The following is a 15,888-nucleotide window of genomic DNA, read 5'->3' as shown; positions in this document are numbered from 1 at the left end:
GACCGCCCCATGGGGAGGACGCTCGTGACCCAGGAAGCGCGGCAGGTCCGGCAGGTCCCGTACACGACGGACAACGCCGGGATCCCGGTGGAGAGCGACGAGTACTCGCTCACGGTGAGTCCCGACGGCCCGATCCTGCTCCAGGACCACTACCTGATCGAGAAGATGGCCCAGTTCAACCGAATGGGGTCTCCCCTGCTCGAACGCAGTTGAGAGCTTGGGGAAGGGTCCCCGAGCGGGTGGTCCACGCCAAGGGCGCGGGCGCGTACGGCGTCTTCCAGGTGACCAACGACGTCAGCCAGTTCACCAAGGCCGACCTGTTCCAGCCGGGCCGCAGGACCGAGATGCTGGCCCGTTTCTCGACCGTCGCGGGAGAGCAGGGCTCCCCCGACACATGGCGGGACCCGCGTGGTTTCGCCCTGAAGTTCTACACCGAGTACGGGAACTACGACCTGGTCGGGAACAACACGCCGGTCTTCTTCGTGCGTGACCCCCAGAAGTTCCAGGACTTCATCCGCTCGCAGAAGCGCCGCCCCGACAACGGGCTGCGCGACCACGACATGCAGTGGGACTTCTGGACCCTGTCCCCCGAGTCGGCGCACATGGTGACCTGGCTGATGGGCGACCGGGGCATCCCCAAGAGCTACCGGCACATGAACGGCTACGGCTCGCACACCTACATGTGGGTCAACGGGGGCGGCGAGAAGTTCTGGGTGAAGTACCACATCAAGACCGACCAGGGCATCGAGTTCCTGACCCAGGCCGACGCCGACCGGATCGCGGGCGAGGACCCGGACAACCACCGCCGCGACCTCTACGAGTCGATCGAGCACGGCGAGCCCCCGAGCTGGACGATGCACGTCCAGGTCATGAATGTCGAGGACGCGCCGGGCTACCGCTTCAACCCGTTCGACCTGACCAAGGTGTGGCCGCACGGCGACTACCCGCTGATCGAGGTCGGGCGGATGACCTTGGCCAAAAACCCCGAGGACTACTTCGTCCACATCGAGCAGGCCGCTTTCGAGCCGTCGAACCTGGTCCCGGGCATCGGCCCGTCGCCGGACAAGATGCTGCTGGGCCGGCTGTTCTCGTACCCGGACACGCACCGGTACCGGATCGGGGCGAACTACGACCAGCTCCCGCCGAACCGGCCCCGCTCGCGGGTCGCCTCGTACGCGAAGGACGGCGCGATGCGCTTCGAGCCGTCGGCCGCGGCGCGCCCGTACGCCCCCAACTCGTACGGCGGTCCCGCCGCGGACACCGGCCACTTCGGCGAGCCGGCCGGCTGGGCGGCGACGGGTGAGATGGTGCGCGAGGCGTACACGCCGCACAGCGCGGACGACGACTGGAGCCAGCCGGGCACGATGGTCCGGCAGGTGCTGGACGACGCGGCCCGCGACCGTCTCGTCTCGAACGTCAGCGGGCATCTGAAGGACGGGGTCAGCCGCCCGGTGCGGGAGCGCGCCTTCCAGTACTGGCGCGCCATCGACAAGGGCGTCGGCGACCGGATCGCGGCGGCGGTCCCGGACGCCTGAGGAGCGGGGAAGCGGGGAAGCGGGGAAGCGGGGAAGCACACCGCCGCCCCGCGGCGCGAACGCTGCGGGGCGGCGGTGTACCGCGTCGGGGCGGCGGTGTACCGCGTCGGCGGCGGCGGTGGGCCTACGGCACCGGTAGTACCGGCGGCGGCGGCTTCGGCGAGTTCTTGCTCGGGTCCGGCTTGGGCGAGCCCGTGCTCGTACTCGGGTCCGGCTTCGGCGAGGTCGAGCTCGTGCTCGGCTTCGGCGAACTCTGGCTCGGGTCCGGGCTGTTCTGCGGCGACCGGCTGGTGCTCGGCGACTGGCTGCCGGCGGACTGGCTCGGCGAGGTCGAGGGCGAGGCGCTGCGGCTCGGTGCCTGCACGGCGCCCATCTCGGCGTCCGGCAGCTTGAAGTCGCCCGTCTTCACGCCCTTGAGCGCGGCGAGGGTGTACGCCTTCCAGATCGCGGCGGGGAAACTGGAACCGCCCGCGCGCCCGAGGCCGGCGGTGCCGGTCAGCGTGGTCTGCTCGTGGGTGGTCGGGTCCGAACCGAACATCGCGACGACGGTGACGAGCTCCGGGGTGTACGCGGTGAACCAGGCGGCGACGTTGGACTCGGTGGTGCCCGTCTTGCCGGCGGCCTCGTAGGCGGAGCTGCGCACGGCCTTGCCGGAGCCCTCCTCGACGACGCCGGTGAGCACCTTGGTGACGGTGTCGGCGGTCTTGCTGCTGATGGCCTGGGCGCCGACGGCGGGGCCCGGCTTGTACTCGCGGTCCTTGTGCTCGGCGGTCTTGACGATGGTCGGGGTGACCTTCTTGCCGTGGTTGTCGAGCGTGGCGTAGACGCCTGCCATTTCGACGGTGTTGGCACTCATGGTGCCGAGCGACATGGCGGGCTCGTTCGCGCCCCAGCCGTCGCGGTCCTGCATGCCCAGCTCCAGGGCGGTCTTCTTCACCTTCGGCGGGCCCACGTCCACGATCATCTGGGCGTAGACGGAGTTCACCGACAAGTTGGTGGCTTCCTGGACCGTGATCAGCGGATCGCCGTAGTTGATGTTGTCCTGGTTCTGCGGTTTGAACGCGATGTCACTGCCGACCACCGGGCGCTTGCTGGTGCCGTCGTAGAGGGCGTTCGGGGTGATCGGCTTGTTGTCCTGGGTCGTGGCCCCGTTCTCCAGGGCCGAGGCCAGCACGATGGGCTTGAAGGTCGAGCCCGGCTGGTAGTCGGTGCGCAGGGCGTTGCTGTTCCACTGCTCGGCCCGGCTCGTGCCGCCGTACATGGCGACGATCGCGCCGGTCTTCGGGTCCACGGAGGTGGCGCCGGCCTGCACGCTCTGGTCGACGGGGCGCTTCTTGGTGTCCTTGCGGTCGAGCTTGGACTCCAGCTCGTCGTTGACCGCCTTCTCCAGCGCCTCCTGCTTCTTCTTGTCGATGTTGAGCGTGATCGTCCAGCCGCCGGCTTCCAGTTCCTTGGCGGAGATGCCCTGCTTGGCGAGCTCCTCCGTGGCGGCCTGCACGAAGTAGCCCTTCTGGCCCTCCATGCCGGGGGCGGGCTTGGGCTTGACCGGCTCCTGGAAGGTGATTTCCTTGCGCTTCTCGGGGCTCAGCTTGCCCATCTCGACCATGTTGTCGAGGACCGCGTTGAAGCGGATCGTGACCAGTCGCTTGCCGTTCGGGCCGGCGGTCGCCCAGTCGTACTGGCTGGGGGCCTGGATGACGGCGGCGAGGTAGGCGCCCTGGGCGAGGGTGAGCTTGTCGGCGTCGACGTTGTAGTAGGCCTGGGCCGCGGCCTGGATGCCGTACGCGCTGCGCCCGTAGAAGTTGGTGTTCAGGTAGCCGGCGAGGATCTCTTTCTTCCCCATGCGCTCGTCGACCTTGAGGGAGATGATGAGCTCCCGCAGCTTGCGCGTCGCCGACTGGTCCTGCGTCAGGTAGTAGTTCTTGACGTACTGCTGGGTGATCGTCGAACCGCCGGCGGTGCCCTTGCCCCTGACCGTGTTGAACAGGCCCCGGGCCACGCCCATCATGTCCACGCCTTGGTCCTCGTAGAAGGACTTGTTCTCGATCGCGATGAAGGCCGTCTGGACGTCCTCCGGGATCTTGTCGATCGGAACGATCTCGCGGTTGAGCTTGCCGGTGCGGCTCATGACCGAGCCGTCGGAGTACTTGAAGACGTTGCTCTGGAGCGTCGCGTTGGTGTTCGCGGTGTCGGGCTCGTCCACGGAGTAATAGAGGATGACCAGGGTGGCCATGCCGAGCAGGATCATTCCGAGGAACGTTCCGACGATCTTCTTCCAGGTGAAGAACCGGCGTATGCCAGTGCGTTTGCCGGCGCGCCCCTTGGCGCCCCTGCCACCGTTGCCGCTGGTGGCGCGCCCGCCCTGTGCCCGCCGCGCTCCGCGCTGCTGCTGCGCCCGTCGCGCCTCTGCTCGGCCCATCGCTCCCGCTCCGCTCGATTACCCCCCCGACGTCAGCTCAGAAAACTAACACCGCAGGCTGTGACAAAGGTTGGCCAACCCTGATCAAAACAGGTCATTTCGGACGTGAGAATCAGCACCCACATCACTGGAACCGACGCGCGAGACGACCCGAGGGTTGCGGTGGACTCAAAAAGTGATATCACTTTGCTAGAAGGTGCGAGCGACCACGCATGAACAAACGGGGGCATTCCATGACAAACACATCAGGCGTCGACGCGGCTGCCGGCGCGGCTGCCGGCGCGGGCGGGGGCACGGCACACGAGGTACGCGAGTACGCGGCGCACAGCGTCGGCGGCGGACTCGCCCTGCTTCTGGGCCTGTTGGGTGTGATAGCCGGTGCGGGGCTGATCGCCTGCGGCGCGGTCGCGGTCGCGGCGGGGGCGAAGGCGGCGTTCATCGTGGGCGGCATCCTCGTGATCCTCGGCGCGATCTTCGCGATGAGCGGGCTCAACACGGTGGCGCCCGGCCAGGCCCGAGTGGTCCAGCTGTTCGGCCGCTACCGGGGCACGATCCGCTCCGACGGACTGCGCTGGGTCAACCCGCTGACGTCCCGCGAGAAGATCTCCACCCGCGTCCGCAACCACGAGACGGCCGTCCTGAAGGTCAACGACGCCTACGGCAACCCCATCGAGCTCGCGGCCGTCGTGGTGTGGCGGGTCGAGGACACCGCGCGGGCGGTCTTCGAGGTCGAGGACTTCACGGAGTTCGTGGAGACGCAGACCGAGGCGGCGGTGCGCCACATCGCGATCGAGTACCCCTACGACTCGCACGACGAGGGCGGCCTGTCCCTGCGCGGCAACGCGGAGGAGATCACGGAGAAGCTCGCGGCCGAACTCCACGTACGCGTCGAGGCGGCGGGCGTCCACATCATCGAGTCCCGCTTCACGCACCTCGCCTACGCTCCCGAGATCGCCTCCGCGATGCTCCAGCGCCAGCAGGCGGGCGCGGTCGTGGCGGCGCGCAAGCTGATCGTCGAGGGCGCGGTGGGCATGGTCGAACTGGCCCTGACCCGCCTGGCGGAGCAGGAGATCGTGGACCTGGACCCGGAGCGCAAGGCCGCGATGGTCTCGAACCTGATGGTGGTCCTCTGCGGTGACCGCGCGGCCCAGCCGGTCGTCAACACGGGCACCCTCTACCAGTGAGCCCCGACACCGACGGCGCACCGGAGCCGCCGCCCGCGAAGCCGGGCCGCCAGGCCCGCAAGCAGGTGCTGCTCCGGCTCGATCCGCAGGTGTACGACGCGCTCGCGCGCTGGGCGGGCGAGGAACTCCGCAGCGCCAACGCGCAGATCGAGTTCCTGCTCCGCAGGGCCCTGGCCGAGTCGGGCCGCCTCCCCTCCGGCCCGGGCCCCATCCCGCGCCGGGGGCGCCCCCCGAAGTCCGCGGACTGACCCACCACTGCCGGGCTCCGCGCCATCCAGCCCCGCCGGCGTTTGAGGCGCTGCTGGGGGCAGCGCCTCAAAGCAGCGGCGCCGCACCCGCTCAGTCCGTGGGCCACACCGGCAGCGGCCGCACCGCTTCACGCAGCGCAGCGGCAATGGCCCGGAACTCCTCCTGCCGGGCCGTCCCGGTCCGCATGGCCAGCGCGATCCGCCGCGAGGGCGCGGGCTCGGCGAAGTACCCGGTGGCCAGGTACTCGTTGCGGGCGGTCTCCAGCCGCAGCGCGGTACGCGGCAACAGCGTCACGCCCAGTCCCCCCGCGACCAGCTGTACGAGCGTGGACAGCCCGGCGGCGGTCGTGGTCACGTCCGCCCCGTCGGTGCGCCCCGCCTCGCGGCAGATGTCCAGGGCCTGGTCCCGCAGGCAGTGCCCCTCGTCGAGCAACAGCAGCTGGAGACCGCGCAGTTCCTCGCGCGGAATGTCCCGCCGCCCGGCGAGCGGGTGCTCCCGGGGCGCGAGGAGTACGAAGTCCTCGTCGAAGACGGGCAGTTCGGTGACCCCGGGCATCCCCAGGGGCACGGCGAGCAGCAGCAGGTCGAGGCGGCCGCCGGTCAGCCCCTCCAGCAGCGAGGACGTCTGCTCCTCGTGCACCTGGAGGTCCATCCGCGGGTAGCGCCGGTGGAAGAGCCCGAGCACGCTCGGCAGCAGGTACGGGGCCACGGTGGGGATCACCCCCAGGCGCAGGACCCCGGTGAAGGGCGCCCGTACCGCCTCGGCCTCCTCCAGCAGCCCGCCCACGGCGTCGAGCACGACGCGCGCCCGGGCCGCGATCCGCTCGCCGGCCGGGGAGAGCAGCACCTTGCGGGTGGTGCGCTCCAGCAACTGCACGCCGAGGGCCTCCTCCAGCGCGGAGACGGCCCCGGAGAGCGCGGGCTGGCTCATCCCGATCGCGGCGGCCGCGTCACGGAAGTGCAGGTGCTCGGCGACGGCCGCGAAGGCGCGCAACTGCGCGAGCGTCGGCTGCCTGACCGAGCCGTTGCCCTTCGTGCCGAGCGGCTTGGCGCCGAGCGGCTTCGCTCCCCTATTACCGACAGCCACTGATAGGTACCTCCGATCACCCGGCACAAGAGTATCTATTTCTGTAATCAATGCAGGTGTGTCAGCATGTGAGATCCGTCCAACCCTCTCGGAAAGCCCCCAAAAGGGTCACTTTCCATTCCCCTCAAGGAGAGCGCGTGCTCACTGTCGGCGACAAGTTCCCCTCGTACGACCTCACCGCTTGCGTCTCGCTCGAAGCCGGCAGCGAGTTCGCCCAGATCGACCACAAGACCTACGAGGGCAAGTGGCGCGTGGTGTTCTTCTGGCCCAAGGACTTCACCTTCGTCTGCCCGACCGAGATCGCGGCGTTCGGCAAGCTGAACGAGGAGTTCGCCGACCGCGACGCGCAGATCCTCGGCGTCTCCGGCGACTCCGAGTTCGTGCACCACGCCTGGCGCAAGGACCACGCCGACCTGCGTGACCTGCCCTTCCCGATGCTGGCCGACTCCAAGCACGAGCTCATGCGCGCCTGTGGCGTCCAGGGCGAGGACGGCTTCGCGCAGCGCGCCGTCTTCATCGTCGACCAGAACAACGAGATCCAGTTCACGATGGTGACCGCCGGTTCCGTGGGCCGTAACCCCAAGGAGGTCCTGCGGGTCCTCGACGCCCTGCAGACCGACGAGCTGTGCCCCTGCAACTGGACCAAGGGCGAGAACACCCTCGACGCCGGCGCGCTGCTGGCCGGTGAGTGACGGATGTCCCTCGACTCCCTCAAGTCCGCCGTACCGGACTTCGCCAAGGACCTGAAGCTGAACCTCGGTTCGGTCATCGGCAACAGCGAGCTCCCGCAGCAGCAGCTGTGGGGCACGGTCCTGGCCTGCGCGATCGCCGCCCGCTCCCCGCGCGTCCTGCGTGAGCTGGAGCCGGAGGCGAAGGCGGCCCTGTCGCCGGAGGCGTACACCGCCGCCAAGTCCGCCGCCGCGGTCATGGCGATGAACAACGTCTTCTACCGCACGCGGCACCTGCTCTCCGACCCGGAGTACGGCACGCTGCGCGCCGGTCTGCGGATGAACGTCATCGGCAACCCGGGCGTGGAGAAGGTCGACTTCGAGCTGTGGTCGCTCGCGGTCTCCGCGATCAACGGCTGCGGCCAGTGCCTCGACTCGCACGAGCAGGTCCTGCGCAAGGCCGGTGTCGACCGCGAGACGATCCAGGAGGCGTTCAAGATCGCCTCGGTGATCCAGGCCGTCGCGGTCACCCTCGACGCGGAGGCCGCCCTCGCCGGCGAGTGACACGTCGTACGAAGTTCAGTGCCCCCGCGGCCATTCCCGGCGGCGGGGGCACTGTGCCGTCCCGGCGCTGTCCGGGCGCTGTCCCGGCGCCTCCCCGGCGTTCCCCGGCGGGTCTACTTCTTCAGCCGGGTCATCAGCGCGCGCATGTCCTCGATCATGGCCGCCTTGATCGCGTCCTCGTCCTGCTCGTCCTCGTCGCCGAGCCAGTCCACCATCATCGTGAACTCCGCGCCGCCGTCGAGCACCTCCAGCCTGGGCCCTCTGTACCCGCCGATCACGTGGCTCATCACCGCGCGCTCGCCGAGCCCCGGCACCTGCTCCTGCTGGGCGCTGCCGCCCTCGTACATATCCCTCGCGAACCCCGGCCCGGCGCCGAACTCCTCCCGGGGATCGGTCTTCTTGTGCAGCTCGACCACCGTCATGACCATGTACGACACCTGGCCATCGGAGTAGGCGGTGTTGTGCATGCAGGACGACCAGTCCAGCGCGGGTTCCTCCTTGTGGCGCCGGGTGCCGGGCTCGAAGGCCATCAGGGTCTTGGAGAGCCCGGCCAGGGGCTCCTCCCCGCACAGGTCCTCGGCATGCCGGTAGCCGATCCGGGGCGGTGCGTCGCCAAAACGATTCTGCACCGCCAGGGTGCCCGCCCAGACCGCCGAGGCCACCACCGCACCGCCCAGCGCCCACAGCCACGGCGCGCGCCGCCGCCCCCGTACCGGTACCTGCTCGCCCGCCGGAGCCGGCTCCGCCGCCTCGGCCGGACGGCCCGCCTCCCACACCCCGTCGAACTCGGGCTCGCTGATCATCCCTTGCCCCTCCCCCGGTTCCCCGTCGCTCTCAGGCCCTGCGGTCCTCGCCCGTCTCCAGTGCGGTCACGCCCAGGGCCATCGCACCGTGGGGCGCCGCACCGACCAGCGGGGCGCCCGCGCGGAGCTGGTCCTGCGAATACGCCCGCAGGTAGCCCACCACCGTGTTGGTGACGGCCACCAGCGGGACGGCGACGACCGCTCCGCCGATGCCCGCGATCATCCCGCCGGCGGCCACCGAGAGCACCACCGCGAGCGGGTGCACCCGTACCGCCCGGCCCAGGATGAAGGGCTGGAGCACGTGCCCCTCGATCTGCTGCACGAGCAGCACCACGGCCAGCACGCCCAGCGCCGTGTACACGCCCTGGGTCACCAGGGCCACGACCACCGCGAGGGCTCCCGAGATCACCGCGCCGACCAGCGGGATGAAGGCGAACAGGAAGATGAAGACCGCGAGCGGCACCGCCATCGTCACGTCGAGGAAGTACAGGCCGAGGCCGATGAAGACGGCGTCGATGAGCGCGACGAGGACCGTGCCGCGCACGTACGCGGTCAGCGTGCGCCAGGCGCGCGGACCGGCGCCCGCGACTCCCTGCCGCGCGGGCGCGGGGACCAGGCCGAGCACCCAGGTCCAGATGCGCTTGCCGTCGTACAGCAGGAACAGCGTCGAGAACATCGCGAGCAGCATGCCCGTCAGCACCTCGACGAGGACCGTCACGCCTTGGAGGCCGGCGGAGGTGATCTCCTCGGTGTTGGTGCCGATGGTGTCGGTGAGGTTCTTCGCGATGTCGTTGATCTGCTTCTCGGTCACATGGAACGGACTGTCCAGCGCCCAGAGTTTGAGCTCGTTGATGCCGTCGCGCACCCGGTCGGAGAGGTCGTCGAGGTTCTCCATGACCTGCCAGACGACGAACCAGCCGACCAGCCCGATGACCACGAAGCCCAGGATCGCGGTGACGGCGGTGGCCAGCCCGCGCGGCAGGCCCAGCCGGCGCAGCCGCACCACGAAGGGCTGGAGCAGTGCGGTGACGAGCAGCGCGGCGGCGAAGGCGAGGACGACCAGGCGGACTTCGCTGATCACCCGCATCATCACCCAGAGCATGCCCGCGAGCAGCAGCAGCCGCCAGCTGACCTCGGCGGCGACCCGCATCCCCCACGGGACGACGCTCACGGGGTCGGGGCGCGCCCGCAATCCGTCCGCGGGGACCGGCGGTGCGGTTTCGACGGGAGCGACGGGAGTGGCGGGAGTGACGTGCTGCTGGGGCACGCCCGAGGTCTCGGCCTCGACCTCGGCACGCCGTTCGTCGAGGCGCGCCTCCATCCGGCTCAGCCGGTTTCCCAGCCGGCCGAGCCAGCCTGCTCTCTTCGCCATGTCTTTCCTTCCCCCGCCCGATCCACTCGGTCACACCTCGCACGACCGTACACGCGAGGAGCCCCGCACCATATGACGGTGCGGGGCTCCCCGGGGTTGAGCGGCCGGCGCGGGGCCGGACCTGCGCCTAGTACCAGTGGTTGGCCTGCCAGAAGCTCCAGGCGCCGCAGGGGCTGCCGTAGCGCTCGTTCATGTAGGTCAGGCCCCACTTGATCTGCGTGGCCGGGTTGGTGCGCCAGTCGGCTCCGGCCGAGGACATCTTGGACCCCGGGAGCGCCTGGACGAGGCCGTACGCGCCCGAAGACGCGTTCACCGCCTTGTAGTTCCAGGTGGACTCGTGGTTCACGATGTTGGAGAAGCACTGGAACTGCCCGGCCGGGATCATCTGCTGGGCCATGGCCTTGACCTGGGCGACCGTGTAGGAGCTCTGGACCGCGAAGTCGCGGGCGGCGGAGCGGCTCGCGACCTGCTCCTTCTCGTCCCGCTCCTTCTTCTCCTGCGCGGCCTTCTCGTCCGCGGCCTTCTGCGCCTCGGCCTTCTTGGCCTTGGCGTCCTCGGCGGCCTGGATGCGGGCGGCCTCCTCCGCCGAGCGCTTGGCGTCGGCGTCGGCGGCGTGGGCGATGGCGTCGGCCTGCTGCGTCAGGGACGCGCTCTGGACAACGGCCTGGTCGCCGACCGGGATGTCAGTGAGGAGAGTCGCGCCGGACGCGGTCGTCTCGAGGTCGTTCGAGGCGGGGTCGCCGGTGGCGACGCCCACGACTGCTCCGACGGTGGTGACCGCAGTGGCCGAAGCCACGGCGAATCCCCGGACCGAGATCCGGCTCACACGGTGTCCTTCCAGCAGCGTCCGCAGTGACCGCGCGGGCGCAAGAGTGCCCCTCGACACTGGCCTCCGTGGTGATGCGGTCACTGGAGGCGCGGGCCCGTGGGCAACTCCTCTGCGAGGAGCGCCGCGTGAAGCTCGGGCGGCATACGGCGAACGGTTCTGGAGTTATCGGTGGTGCGCGTACCCACAGGGGATACAAGGGTGCCGTATGCGGGGCCTGACGGAAACCAGACTCTGCCGGACCCCGACACCGCAAGGCAATTCTCCGTTGCGTGGGAAAGGTCACACCTGGCATGGCGCGGTTGTTTCGGACAAAGGCCTGTGCAGCGCGACGCCGCCCGGCTAGGCTCCCGGGCCTTTGCCGGGCGGCGTCAACTCGCCTTCCCGCTATGGGGTCTTTGACCCTTTTCGCGCTTACAGGGATTCGAGCATCTCGGTGACCAGCGCGGCGATCGGCGAGCGCTCGGAACGCGTCAGCGTGACGTGCGCGAAGAGCGGATGCCCCTTCAGCTTCTCGACCACGGCGACGACTCCGTCGTACCGGCCGACCCGCAGGTTGTCCCGCTGAGCGACGTCGTGGGTCAGCACCACCCTCGAATTCGCGCCGATTCGGGACAGAACGGTCAGAAGGACATTTCGCTCCAGCGACTGCGCCTCGTCCACGATCACGAAGGCGTCGTGCAGCGAGCGGCCCCGGATGTGCGTGAGCGGCAGGACCTCCAGCATCCCGCGGTTCAGCACCTCCTCGATGACCTCGCGCCCGGCGACCGAGGAGAGGGTGTCGAAGACCGCCTGCGCCCAGGGGCTCATCTTCTCCCCCTGGTCACCCGGCAGGTAGCCGAGCTCCTGCCCGCCCACCGCGTACAGCGGCCGGAAGACCATCACCTTCTGATGCTGCCTCCGCTCCAGCACCGCCTCCAGTCCCGCGCACAGCGCCAGCGCCGACTTGCCGGTGCCGGCCCGGCCGCCCATCGAGATGATCCCGATGTCCGGATCGAGCAGCAGGTCCAGCGCGATGCGCTGCTCGGCGCTGCGGCCATGCAGCCCGAAGGCCTCGCGGTCGCCGCGTACGAGCTTCACGTTGCCGTTGGCCGTGACCCGGCCCAGCGCCTTGCCGCGCTCGGACTGGAGCACCAGTCCGGTGTGCACGGGCATCTCGGCCGCCTCCGGGACGTACAGCCGCTCCTCCGAGTAGAGGAGGTCCACCTGCTCCCCGGAGAGGGCGAGTTCGCTCATGCCGGTCCAGCCGGCGTCGGTGATCGCGAGCTCCGCCCGGTACTCCTCGGCGAGCAGCCCCACGGAGGAGGCCTTGATGCGCAGGGGGAGGTCCTTCGAGACCACCGTGACGTCGTAGCCCTCGGCCTGGAGATTGCGGGCGACGGCGAGGATCCGCGCGTCGTTGTCCCCCAATCGGCCCCGCTCGTTCAAGAACGTGGCGGGAAGGGCACCGGCGTCGGAGTGGTTGAGCTCGACACGCAGGGTGCCGCCCAGATCGCCCAGCGGGATGGGGGAGTCGAGGCGTCCGTAGCGAACCCGGAAGTCGTCGAGCAGGCGGAGGGCCTGACGGGCGAAGTAGCCGAGTTCGGGATGGTGCCTCTTTGCCTCCAGCTCGGTGATCACCACGATCGGGAGCACGACCTCGTGCTCGTCGAAGCGGGAGATCGCGTTGGGGTCTGCCAGCAGGACGCTGGTGTCGAGGACGTAGGTCCGCCTGTCGGGCAGGCGGCGCTTTGTGCTGGTCACCACGGAAGGACGTACCCCCTCGGAAGAGGTCGGGCCATGAAGACCGGACCGGTCATCGGCACCCATGCGGGGCCGACTTCCGGCCCTCCCACTCCGTCCGTGCGAACCGCACGTGCGTCCTGGTGCAAGGGGCCTCCCGGGCGGACGACCCCATGCCGTCCGCTGAGACTCGACACCCGTGGATCGGGCGTCGACCTGAAAGGGATATTCCCCGAACCGGCCAGGCCATGCCATGGCATATGACGGACGCTCGGTGAATCCCAGGTGAAGGCTTACGAGGGGGGACGCGAGGGGCGCGGGGGACGGCCGAGGGCCCGAGGGGGCGTCAGCTCACGGGGATCCGGGGGGAGATCCCTGTATTCCGGGGGCTCCGGAGGCTCCGGAGGCTCCGGAGGCTCCGAGACTCCAGGACTCCGGGGATCAGGTCCCGTACCGCCGGTGGCGCGCCGCGTAGTCGCGCAGCGCGCGCAGGAAGTCGACCTTCCGGAAGGCCGGCCAGAAGACCTCGCAGAAGTAGTACTCCGAGTGGGCGCTCTGCCACAGCATGAATCCGGACAGGCGCTGCTCGCCGCTGGTGCGGATCACGAGGTCCGGGTCGGGCTGGCCGCGCGTGTAGAGGTGCTCCGCGATGTGGTCGATGTCGAGGATCTCGGCGAGCTCCTCGAAGGAAGTGCCCTTCTCGGCGTGCTCCAGCAGCAGCGAGCGGACCGCGTCGGCGATCTCCTGGCGGCCGCCGTAGCCGACGGCGACGTTGACGAGTATCCCCTCGACGCCGTGCGTGGCCTGCTCGGCCTCCTTCAGCACCGCCTGGGTCCGCGGGGGCAGGATGTCGAGGTTGCCGACGTGGTGGACGCGCCACCGGCCGTCCGCGGCGAGGCCCCGCACGGTGTTCTCGATGATGTTGAGCAGCGGACGGAGTTCGACCTCCGGCCGGTCCAGGTTGTCCGTGGACAGCATCCACAGGGTGACGACCTCGACGTCCGTCTCGGTGCACCAGCCCAGCATCTCGGAGATCTTGTCGGCCCCCGCCTGGTGGCCCTGTTCCGTCGTACCACCGGACGCCTTCGCCCAGCGTCTGTTCCCGTCCAGGATGACACCGATGTGCTTGGGCGCCGCGTCATGGTCGAGGCGGCCTTCCACCCGGCGTGCATAGAGCCTGTACACCAGGTCGCGCAGCTTCACGATCTTCGAGCCCCTCCGTGCAATGCCCCCGTGCGGATTGCGGTCTCCCCCGAGAGGCGCCACATTACTGCGCGGTGGGATCGGGTACCCAACTCGGTGTGTCACGAGTCCGTGATAGGGAGGACAACGTGACTGATAACAATCCCTATCGGGCAGAGCCCTCGCGCTACGACTCCATGGAGTACCGGCGCTCCGGCCGCAGCGGCCTCAAGCTCCCCGCCATCTCCCTCGGCCTCTGGCACAACTTCGGCGACGACAAGTCGCTGGAGTCCCAGCGGGCGATCCTGCGCCGGGCCTTCGACCTCGGCGTGACCCACTTCGACCTGGCGAACAACTACGGTCCGCCCGCCGGCTCGGCCGAGCTCAACTTCGGCAAGATCTTCGCGCAGGACTTCGCGTCCTACCGCGAGGAGCTGGTGATCTCCACCAAGGCCGGCTACCAGATGCACGACGGCCCGTACGGCGAGTGGGGCAGCCGGAAGTACCTGCTCGGCTCGCTCGACGCCTCCCTGAAGCGGATGGGCGTGGACTACGTGGACATCTTCTACTCGCACCGCTTCGACCCGGACACCCCGCTGGAGGAGACCATGGGCGCGCTCGCGTCCGCGGTCCAGCAGGGCAAGGCGCTCTACGTCGGCGTCTCCTCGTACACCGCGCGGCAGACGGCCGAGGCGGCCGGGATCCTGCGCGAGATGGGCGTGCGCCCGCTGATCCACCAGCCCTCGTACTCCATGATCAACCGCTGGACGGAGGAGGACGCGCTGCTGGACACCCTGGAGGAGAACGGCATGGGCTGCATCTCCTTCGTGCCGCTCGCGCAGGGGCTGCTGACGGGCAAGTACCTCAAGGGCATCCCGGCGGACTCGCGGGCCGCCCAGGGCAAGTCCCTGAACCCGGACCTGCTGTCGGACGAGGTGCTGCGGCGCCTGGGCGGGCTGAACGACATCGCGGCGCGGCGCGGGCAGTCGCTGGCGCAGCTGGCGCTGAGCTGGGTGCTGCGGGACGAGCGGATGACCTCGGCGCTGATCGGCGCTTCGAGCGTGGCCCAGCTGGAGGAAAACGTCGCGGCCCTGGCCGGCGCGCCCCTCTCGGAGCGGGAACTGAAGGAGATCGACTCCTTCGCCGTCTCCACTCCCGGCACCAATATCTGGGCTCAGCGCGGCTGACCTGCGCTTTTGGCGTACCGGTCGGTCGGGGCGGGGGAAAGAAAAAACGGGCCGGTCCGTGGGGGGGATACGGACCGGCCCGAGGGGGGGGTTCCACCATAACCCTTCGTAAAGCGCACTGCGTGCATTGGCGCGAGATGATTACGCTCCGAATCCGCCCCACAGCACTCCGGTGAGGGTTCCGGCGGCCATGAAGGGCCCGAACGGGAATGCCGCCTTGAGGCCCGCGCGGCCCTTCAGCACTAGGCCGAGGCCGTAGAGGGCCCCGTAGACGAAGCCCAGGAACGCTCCGAGCGCCCATACCCCCCACCCGTACCACCCAAGAGCGACCCCCAGGGCGAGCGCCAGCTTGACGTCGCCGAAGCCGATGCCGGCCGGGTTGATCAGGAACAGCAGGAGGTACGAGGCCCCGAGCGCGGCCCCGCCGAGCAGCGCGAGCCGCCACGACCCGGCGGCGCGGGGCGCGAGGGCGGCCGCGCCGAGCAGCGCGGCGGTGGCGGCGGCCAGGGGCAGGGTGAGCAGGTCGGGCAGCCGGTGCACGGCCAGGTCCACGAGCGCGAGCAGGACGAGTACGGGCGCGAGCCCCACGAAGACCGCCACCTCGGGCCGCACCCCCACAGCCACCCCGACCGCACCGCACACCACGCCACTGACACCGCCCACCCGAAGGCGGGACACCCCGTACCGGTGCCCGCCCCGCACCCCACCGCCGGGCGCGGCCTGGGGGGCCTCGGGGGCCTGCGGGGCCCCAACACCTGGAGCGGCCTGGCGGGCCTGGCCGGCCTGGCGGGCCCCGACACCCGGCGCGGCCTGCGGGGCCTCCGGAGCCTGGGCGGCCTGCGGGGCCTCGGGGGCCCGGCAGACTCCGCCACCCGGCGCTGCCCGCGGGGCCTCGGGAGCCCGGGGGGTCTCGGGGGGCCGGCAGTGGGCGGGGCCGAGCCAGCCTGGGAGGGGGTGGCCCTCGGGGCAGCGGTCGCGCCACGGCTCCCCCGGGGCCACCGACAGGCGGTAGGCCGCCCGGGGCAGCGACAGCCCGGCGGCCACGCCGTACGCGGCGGCGAGAACGGTGATCACGACCACACTCATCCGCT

Annotated in this window: 13 protein-coding genes and 1 pseudogene; 6 read left to right on the top strand and 8 right to left on the bottom strand. The window is 70.1% G+C overall.

The window, feature by feature from the left end; all coding sequences use genetic code 11:
• Positions 1 to 9 precede the first annotated feature (9 nt).
• Positions 10 to 1,535: pseudogene (locus MTF65_RS11120) on the top strand (catalase).
• A gap of 124 nt (positions 1,536 to 1,659) precedes the next feature.
• Here the strand turns inward: MTF65_RS11120 and MTF65_RS11115 are convergent.
• Positions 1,660 to 3,954, bottom strand: a complete 2,295-nt coding sequence (locus MTF65_RS11115; RefSeq protein WP_243628383.1) for a transglycosylase domain-containing protein — start codon at positions 3,952 to 3,954, stop codon at positions 1,660 to 1,662.
• A 233-nt stretch (positions 3,955 to 4,187) separates the two neighbouring features.
• On the opposite strand from MTF65_RS11115, the gene MTF65_RS11110 reads away from it, so the two are divergent.
• Together MTF65_RS11110 and MTF65_RS11105 are read left to right on the top strand one after the other, a co-directional pair.
• The gene (locus tag MTF65_RS11110; RefSeq protein WP_243628382.1) at positions 4,188 to 5,138 is read left to right on the top strand and encodes an SPFH domain-containing protein; all 951 of its coding nucleotides are present in this window, start codon (positions 4,188 to 4,190) and stop codon (positions 5,136 to 5,138) included.
• The gene (locus tag MTF65_RS11105; protein WP_243628381.1) at positions 5,135 to 5,386 is read left to right on the top strand and encodes a hypothetical protein; all 252 of its coding nucleotides are present in this window, start codon (positions 5,135 to 5,137) and stop codon (positions 5,384 to 5,386) included. Before MTF65_RS11110 ends, MTF65_RS11105 begins: the two co-directional genes overlap by 4 nt.
• A 91-nt stretch (positions 5,387 to 5,477) precedes the next feature.
• Here the strand turns inward: MTF65_RS11105 and MTF65_RS11100 are convergent, their stop codons facing one another.
• On the bottom strand, positions 5,478 to 6,473 hold the full coding sequence (locus MTF65_RS11100; RefSeq protein ID WP_374207203.1) for a hydrogen peroxide-inducible genes activator: 996 nt from the start codon (positions 6,471 to 6,473) through the stop codon (positions 5,478 to 5,480).
• 137 nt (positions 6,474 to 6,610) lie between these two features.
• On the opposite strand from MTF65_RS11100, the gene MTF65_RS11095 reads away from it, so the two are divergent.
• Both MTF65_RS11095 and MTF65_RS11090 read left to right on the top strand, forming a co-directional pair.
• Positions 6,611 to 7,165: a peroxiredoxin gene (locus tag MTF65_RS11095; RefSeq protein ID WP_243628380.1), complete on the top strand. Its 555-nt coding sequence runs from the start codon at positions 6,611 to 6,613 to the stop codon at positions 7,163 to 7,165.
• Positions 7,166 to 7,168: 3 nt separating this feature from the next.
• Complete coding sequence (locus MTF65_RS11090; protein ID WP_243628379.1) at positions 7,169 to 7,705, top strand: alkyl hydroperoxide reductase; 537 nt, start codon at positions 7,169 to 7,171, stop codon at positions 7,703 to 7,705.
• A 113-nt stretch (positions 7,706 to 7,818) separates the two neighbouring features.
• On the opposite strand, the gene MTF65_RS11085 is transcribed toward MTF65_RS11090, so the two are convergent.
• The 5 genes from MTF65_RS11085 to MTF65_RS11065 all read right to left on the bottom strand — a co-directional run bounded on the left by MTF65_RS11085 (position 7,819) and on the right by MTF65_RS11065 (position 13,631).
• Positions 7,819 to 8,508, bottom strand: coding sequence for a hypothetical protein (locus MTF65_RS11085; RefSeq protein ID WP_243628378.1), 690 nt, complete (start codon positions 8,506 to 8,508; stop codon positions 7,819 to 7,821).
• Between the two features lie 31 nt (positions 8,509 to 8,539).
• The gene (locus tag MTF65_RS11080; RefSeq protein ID WP_243628377.1) at positions 8,540 to 9,880 is read right to left on the bottom strand and encodes an AI-2E family transporter; all 1,341 of its coding nucleotides are present in this window, start codon (positions 9,878 to 9,880) and stop codon (positions 8,540 to 8,542) included.
• Between the two features lie 127 nt (positions 9,881 to 10,007).
• A complete protein-coding gene (locus tag MTF65_RS11075) occupies positions 10,008 to 10,724 on the bottom strand; it encodes a transglycosylase SLT domain-containing protein (protein ID WP_243628673.1) in 717 nt (238 codons plus the stop codon).
• Positions 10,725 to 11,120: 396 nt separating this feature from the next.
• The gene (locus tag MTF65_RS11070) at positions 11,121 to 12,452 is read right to left on the bottom strand and encodes a PhoH family protein (RefSeq protein WP_243628376.1); all 1,332 of its coding nucleotides are present in this window, start codon (positions 12,450 to 12,452) and stop codon (positions 11,121 to 11,123) included.
• A 417-nt stretch (positions 12,453 to 12,869) separates the two neighbouring features.
• The gene (locus MTF65_RS11065) at positions 12,870 to 13,631 is read right to left on the bottom strand and encodes an isoprenyl transferase (protein WP_243628375.1); all 762 of its coding nucleotides are present in this window, start codon (positions 13,629 to 13,631) and stop codon (positions 12,870 to 12,872) included.
• Between the two features lie 128 nt (positions 13,632 to 13,759).
• Here MTF65_RS11065 and mgrA point away from each other — a divergent pair, with 128 nt between their 5' ends.
• Positions 13,760 to 14,797: an L-glyceraldehyde 3-phosphate reductase gene (mgrA, locus tag MTF65_RS11060; protein WP_308407145.1), complete on the top strand. Its 1,038-nt coding sequence runs from the start codon at positions 13,760 to 13,762 to the stop codon at positions 14,795 to 14,797.
• Positions 14,798 to 14,938: 141 nt separating this feature from the next.
• Here the strand turns inward: mgrA and MTF65_RS11055 are convergent, their stop codons facing one another.
• Positions 14,939 to 15,883 carry an A24 family peptidase gene (locus MTF65_RS11055; protein WP_243628374.1) on the bottom strand — a complete coding sequence of 315 codons (945 nt, stop codon included), beginning with the start codon at positions 15,881 to 15,883 and terminating at the stop codon, positions 14,939 to 14,941.
• Positions 15,884 to 15,888 lie beyond the last annotated feature (5 nt).

This window comes from Streptomyces sp. APSN-46.1 (genome assembly GCF_022815725.1).
GTDB lineage: Bacteria > Actinomycetota > Actinomycetes > Streptomycetales > Streptomycetaceae > Streptomyces.
The sequence above is the reverse complement of the archived record's forward strand: the minus strand, read 5'-3'. Positions and strand labels throughout refer to the sequence as shown.

Bases quoted from the DNA above. Each gene is read 5' to 3' on its own strand.
- MTF65_RS11090 (WP_243628379.1), top strand. From the start codon at position 7,169: ATGTCCCTCGACTCCCTCAAGTCCGCCGTACCGGACTTCGCCAAGGAC.
- MTF65_RS11115 (WP_243628383.1), bottom strand. From the start codon at position 3,954: ATGGGCCGAGCAGAGGCGCGACGGGCGCAGCAGCAGCGCGGAGCGCGG.
- MTF65_RS11110 (WP_243628382.1), top strand. From the start codon at position 4,188: ATGACAAACACATCAGGCGTCGACGCGGCTGCCGGCGCGGCTGCCGGC.
- MTF65_RS11055 (WP_243628374.1), bottom strand. From the start codon at position 15,883: ATGAGTGTGGTCGTGATCACCGTTCTCGCCGCCGCGTACGGCGTGGCC.
- MTF65_RS11080 (WP_243628377.1), bottom strand. From the start codon at position 9,880: ATGGCGAAGAGAGCAGGCTGGCTCGGCCGGCTGGGAAACCGGCTGAGC.
- MTF65_RS11085 (WP_243628378.1), bottom strand. From the start codon at position 8,508: ATGATCAGCGAGCCCGAGTTCGACGGGGTGTGGGAGGCGGGCCGTCCG.